The sequence below is a fragment of the Neobacillus sp. NPDC093127 genome, assembly GCF_044754175.1.
Taxonomy (GTDB): Bacteria; Bacillota; Bacilli; order Bacillales; family Cytobacillaceae; genus Neobacillus.
In genome coordinates, this window is record NZ_JBIVOP010000047.1 from 1 (window position 1) to 5,555 (window position 5,555).

General features: G+C 33.0%; 6 protein-coding genes and 2 pseudogenes. 7 read left to right on the plus strand and 1 reads right to left on the minus strand.

What is annotated here, in order from left to right; all coding sequences use genetic code 11:
* The first annotated feature begins 10 nt into the window (after window positions 1–10).
* The 6 genes and pseudogenes from ACIQCO_RS27780 to ACIQCO_RS27805 all read left to right on the plus strand — a co-directional run bounded on the left by ACIQCO_RS27780 (window position 11) and on the right by ACIQCO_RS27805 (window position 4,109).
* On the plus strand, window positions 11–103 hold the full coding sequence (locus tag ACIQCO_RS27780) for a hypothetical protein (protein WP_400435384.1): 93 nt from the start codon (window positions 11–13) through the stop codon (window positions 101–103).
* Between the two features lie 115 nt (window positions 104–218).
* Window positions 219–1,418: pseudogene (locus ACIQCO_RS27785) on the plus strand (reverse transcriptase domain-containing protein); the annotation flags it as partial.
* 411 nt (window positions 1,419–1,829) lie between these two features.
* Window positions 1,830–2,150, plus strand: coding sequence for a hypothetical protein (locus tag ACIQCO_RS27790; protein ID WP_400435374.1), 321 nt, complete (start codon window positions 1,830–1,832; stop codon window positions 2,148–2,150).
* A gap of 326 nt (window positions 2,151–2,476) precedes the next feature.
* Window positions 2,477–2,989, plus strand: a complete 513-nt coding sequence (locus tag ACIQCO_RS27795; protein ID WP_400435376.1) for an RNA polymerase sigma factor — start codon at window positions 2,477–2,479, stop codon at window positions 2,987–2,989.
* Window positions 2,979–3,614: a hypothetical protein gene (locus ACIQCO_RS27800; protein ID WP_400435378.1), complete on the plus strand. Its 636-nt coding sequence runs from the start codon at window positions 2,979–2,981 to the stop codon at window positions 3,612–3,614. Before ACIQCO_RS27795 ends, ACIQCO_RS27800 begins: the two co-directional genes overlap by 11 nt.
* A gap of 279 nt (window positions 3,615–3,893) precedes the next feature.
* Window positions 3,894–4,109: a hypothetical protein gene (locus ACIQCO_RS27805; RefSeq protein ID WP_400435380.1), complete on the plus strand. Its 216-nt coding sequence runs from the start codon at window positions 3,894–3,896 to the stop codon at window positions 4,107–4,109.
* A gap of 97 nt (window positions 4,110–4,206) precedes the next feature.
* Here the strand turns inward: ACIQCO_RS27805 and ACIQCO_RS27810 are convergent, their stop codons facing one another.
* The gene (locus tag ACIQCO_RS27810) at window positions 4,207–4,671 is read right to left on the minus strand and encodes a hypothetical protein (RefSeq protein ID WP_400435382.1); all 465 of its coding nucleotides are present in this window, start codon (window positions 4,669–4,671) and stop codon (window positions 4,207–4,209) included.
* A 562-nt stretch (window positions 4,672–5,233) separates the two neighbouring features.
* Between ACIQCO_RS27810 and ACIQCO_RS27815 the strand changes: the two are divergent.
* Window positions 5,234–5,458, plus strand: a pseudogene (locus tag ACIQCO_RS27815) (IS110 family RNA-guided transposase); the annotation flags it as partial.
* Between the last annotated feature and the right edge of the window lie 97 nt (window positions 5,459–5,555).

A 5,555-nucleotide genomic window follows, 5' to 3' on the forward strand; every position in this document is an offset into this window, starting at 1 on the left:
TTCTTGCCGTATTGAACTCGGAAGGGATTGGTATATTATCGTTGGTAGGAATGAGACAAAATTTTATTTAAAACAAAACGAAACCTATCAGGTTGGTATTTAGTTGAGGGGGAAGCTAAAGGAATTTACTGGCTTCCCCTTTCTATCGGCCAATATCTCCGTCAGATTTAGGACAAATAATACCGTCAATTTCTTGCCAAAATAGAAAGTCAGTAACACTATTAAAAGCAGAGATTGAAGGAGAAGGCTTGCCAACAAAAGGAACCCCGCAAGGGGGTATACTTTCACCTCTTTTATCCAATATCGTTTTAAATGAACTAGATTGGTGGGTTAGTAATCAATGGGAAACGTTTAATAGTAACCATGACTACAAACATAATGGAAGCAAAGTAAAGGCACTAAAGAATTCAAACCTCAAAGAATGTTACATCGTAAGATATGCGGATGATTTTAAGGTATTATGTCGTACTCGGTCGCAAGCCATTAAAATGAATTTTGCCATCAAGGATTTTCTGAAAAATAGATTACATCTTCTGACAAGTGAAGAAAAATCAAAGGTCATCAATTTAAAGAAGAATTCTTCCGAATTCCTCGGTTTTTCCTTTCGAGCAATTAGAAAAGGAAAAACAAGGTATGGATTTGTAGCACAATCAAATATGACGAAGAAAGCTAAGTCCAATGCACTCATTAAAATTAAAGATTCTATAAAGGCAATTCAGAAGAAGCCTTGTGCTGAAACTGTTTGGCATTATAATACAGTCGTAATGGGTATCCAAAACTATTACGCAGCAGCTACTAACATCTCAGATAATTTAAGCGAGTTGTCCTCCCACTTAAACAAGACTCTATATAATCGTCTAAAGGACTTCAGAACTGAAGCTAAGTTTGATGATATGACTATAACGCTCCAAAAACGCTATAAAGGATACTCACCTCAATTCTTTAAGATTCAAAACATGGTGTTTGTCCCTATTTATGCCCAAAGGCATAGAACAAATCTCTGTTTTTCGCAAGATGTTTGTAATTATACTGCCGAAGGTAGAGCAAAAATACACAACAATTTAAAAGCAATTAATAAGAGCGTATTAAGCTATGTCATGAAAAACTTCATTCCAAATCGCACGATTGAATATAACGACAATCGCATTAGTAAGTTCATAGCCCAATACGGTAGGTGTGCAGTAACTGGAACAGAACTTGGTAAAAGCAATTGGCACTGTCATCACATAAAACCTTATCAAATTTCAAAGGATGATAGATATTCAAACTTGATAGTGTTGCATGAAATAGTTCACCGACTCATACATCTAAAGGATATGTTTAAAATCAAATCTTCTCTTGATGTTTTAAAATTAAACAAAAGACAAAAAGATAAAGTTAATGAACTCAGAAAACTATGCAAAAATTTCACAATTTGAATGGAATTATACTTGCTTCAAGAAATACATAGAAATGAATGAAATGGATTAGTTGGAACGCCGTATGCGATGAAAGTCGCACGTACGGTGTGAACAGGGGGAAAAGGGAGCGATAACTTCAAACCCTTACCTATCTGTATGAAGAATTTCAAATGATTATGAATAACAAGTACCCTAAATAACTTGACCCCTCTCACTTGAGAAGGGGTTTTTGTTACTAATTACCTATAAATAAAAGGAATTAACCATTTTTTGTCGAATAGTAGCAGAGTACCCGAATATTTTTAGCAAATTGTCAAAATGAGATTGTGAAAAAATCTACTTAAAGTAACGTGGCAGTTTAGATTAAGAAGGACTTTTACTATATGTAAGAGAATAATATCTTAAAGCGAAATAAAAGGGTGGAGTATTTTGAAAAAAATAATACGGAATACAACATTAGTAATAGTAGTGGTAGTCATTTTTCTTTTATTACATTTAACTCCAAAAATAGCTATAAGAACTCACGTGTTGTTTATGGGTTATCCTATAGAATCTTTTACATCAGATATATACGAGTATAAATTTTCTTATAAAGTTGATAAGAACAATTTTATTAAGTTTTATCCTAATGCAAAAGCATACACTTTAACAAAACCTCCATTCGAAAAGGCGACTGAGAGTGAGCTAAGTAATTACATTGTGCGGAAAAGTGGATTTTTATATTTTGCTGATATTTATGGAGAAACATAAATTTTCTTATTCAACGGGTGCGTTAGTTAAGTATCACGAGTTGCAATGCAGCTCGTTTTTTTATTGAAATAAAGTGCAGTTTCGTTCATTTCAGTTTAAATAGAAATAGTGTAGTGATCTTCAATTTGCATATAAGTTTGTATCACAAGCTTAGACGAATGTCAGAAAGGAATTTACCATAAGCTAAATAATTTATTTGAAAAAGAATCTTGTTTCAAACGCAAAAAAATTTCAAAAATAAATAATAAATACTTAAAGCCAAATGAATCGCTCGTCCGTCTAATAGATGAAAGGAATTTAAGGGGGTGGGTCGGATTTTATATTTAGTGAAGAAAGCTCAAAAAGGGAATGATAAAGCATTTTTAACACTTTTCCAGAAATACGAACCAGACGTTTACAGAATCGCTTATATCTATGTGAAAAATCAAAGTGATGCACTCGATGTTATTCAAGAAACAGCTTATCGTTCTTTTAAATCAATTAAAAATCTCAAACAACCTGAATATTTTAAAACTTGGTTAGTAAAAATCGCGATTAGCTGCTCACTTGACATCCTTCGTAAACAAAAAAATGAGGATCACATAAAGCCAGAATTTGGAGAGTCTATATCGGGAGATGTAAATGGAGATATTGTATTAGAAATGACGGTTAAAGACTTAATTGAAAAATTAAATGAAGATGAAAAAAGCGTGATCATCCTTCGATTTTATCAAGGTTTAACGATTAAAGATATATCAGAAACATTAAGCATTCCTCTAGGTACAGCAAAAACAATTTTATATCGAGCTTTAAATAAGCTACGTAAAAGTATGGAAGGAGATGAGGTAATTGAACAATAACATTAAGCAAGAAATGGACAAAATTGAAATTCCGAAAGAACTAAGTGAACGAAGTAAAATGGGAATTTCAAAAGCAAAATTAGAGATGGATAAAACAAAACGTAAATGGTCTTTTATTATTGGACCAGCAATAGCAGCTTTGTTGGCATTAGGTTTTTTCGTACCCAAATTTATAACAAATACCCCTCCAGAAAACCCAATCATTAGTACAATAGAAACAAGTAGTGTAATCGATATAGGCAATCCAAGAGAGGTTGTAGGGTTTTCAGATAATGTATTTTTTGGAAAAGTCATAAAACAAGTTGGCACTAAATCGTTAGGGGGTCCTCCAGAAACACAATTCGAAATAGAGGTATTGGATAATATTAAGGGTGAATTAAATGGGAGAATTAAAGTTAATCAACAAGGTGGCTTCGAAGGAAAATATTTGTTTCTAATAGATGATGATAAACTTCTTTTAGAAGATCAAACATATTTATTTGCAACCAAGTACGAAAGTAATGAAAATTGGCACACATTAGTACCTGTTGGCGGAGATATTCCAGTAAATAGCGATGAAGATAGGAAAGAACTGATTGAACAATATAAGAAAGCATATCAAGAAGAGATCCCATTCAAATTTTAATAATGTCTAATAAAAAATGGCTTGGATAATTCAAGCGTTATTTGTAACTTTCATCCCTTCTGTCTTTTCTTTCCAGGATAATAACTTTTGTGTCCACAATTGTAGTCCCAATGAGTTACTAAAGATACTATTCAATTCTATCTCAAAAATGAATTTCCTTCTTCAACTCTTCACAATGTTACTTTGAATTCGGAAAGGACGAACCTTAGGTCACGGTTCTTTTTTTCACACTTTGGAATAGTATTTCTCTGAGGGGTGTATTTTATGGAGTTATTAATATTGATTATATTACTGTTATTAATATTTGTTATCTTTTTATTCACTCGAAAGGACAAGGATCAAGTAATAGAGTGTTTTTCCCTAGGAGACTTTTTACATCAAAGCAATCTTGAACATAAGGATACAACTATTATCACCAAAATCAATGATTTTTTCGATTCTGATAATGTTCAAGGCAGTGGAGACGGGATTGATGATGGCGATGGGAGTGAGTAGTAATATACCAGAGATTTCGTTTCACAGGAGAAAAATTAAATTTACAGTAGAAAAAGAGGTGCAATTTGCATCTCTTTTATATTAAAAGTGCAACCAATTATGGTCGCACTTTATGATAAGAATTGATTAATTTAAATTCCTTTTCAGACTTACCAGATTCAGGACAAAGTGAAAGTAAGCGTGCATTAACCGCATAAGTAAATGTATCTTCTGTCTTTATTTTTTTCTTATCATTAATAATCAATTCATCACGTTGTAAAGAGATTTTTATAAGATGGGTGTATATTCTGTCGTTTTCACTCGGTCCAAGCTGCTTTATCCAAATGCGTATTCCTTCTGGTTTAGGCTCTCCCCAATTTATGGAGTCTGCATGATATTTATTATGATAATAATCCACTAAGCTATGATGCATCCATACCTGCATTGTGTCATATATAAACATCCTAGTAGCTTGATCCTTCACTTCATATTTCTTTCCTCCTACTGCTGTAACTTTAGCAGCCGAAGCATTTCCAGCAGTTAAGAAAAATACCGTGACTAACATTAGCACTACTTTATTCATAGCAACCACTCCCATATTTTTATATGGTTAGGTTTGCCTAAATGATATTTTTTATTGCATTCGTAATAGAAGTAAAATTTCCACTAGAGTGTTCTTTCTTCTTCAACTATGCCCGAATAAAAACAGCTTCAGAAATATGGATAGATATTAGTATCCATACATTATCTCTTTAGAAATAAGTCGCAAGATCAATTAACATACTGCTAAAACATACATCAATTAATTACCAGAAACACTGTGGATAGATTGTCTTGAGAGACAGAAGAAGTTGTTTCATCAGGCAGCCAAGCCTTCCATACCACCCCTCAAAGTATAAACCTATGTTTGTTAACATTGAAAACTACAAATACTTACTGTAGATAATGCATCTACAAAGATAGTTAACTGACATTTTTAGTATCTTTGCTTACGTTTAATACGATGAAAAATCATACTGTATAAAAGAAGCAGGATAGCATTCCTGTAGATCGTTAAATATCAGGTTTGAAAAAAATAGAGCCCCTCAGTAAGATACGAGTATAGAGTCCAATCTAACTCAGAGTCTTAAGGAGGAAGCCCTACTATGAATTTTAAAATGCAGGACAAACAAAATCAACTAATAGAAAGAATTTCCGATACACATCTAATTGTAGGTGTGGATATAGCCCAACAGTTACACGTTGCTCGAGCTGTTAACTTCCGTGGAATTGTAGTCGGAGATCCTCTCACATTTGAAAATAATGAAGAGGGGTTCGTAAAACTTTTAAGTTGGATTCAAAACCTACAAAAACTAAAAAACTTAGATTCAACGTAAGCCCGTAATCAAATAACGCATATAAACGAGTCGGCACCTCCGGTACGATAGACGTATCAATCAAAGGAGGTGCCATCTTTATGCCAACCAC

Coding starts and splice junctions, on each gene's coding strand:
- ACIQCO_RS27810 (WP_400435382.1), bottom strand. CDS start 4,671: ATGAATAAAGTAGTGCTAATGTTAGTCACGGTATTTTTCTTAACTGCT.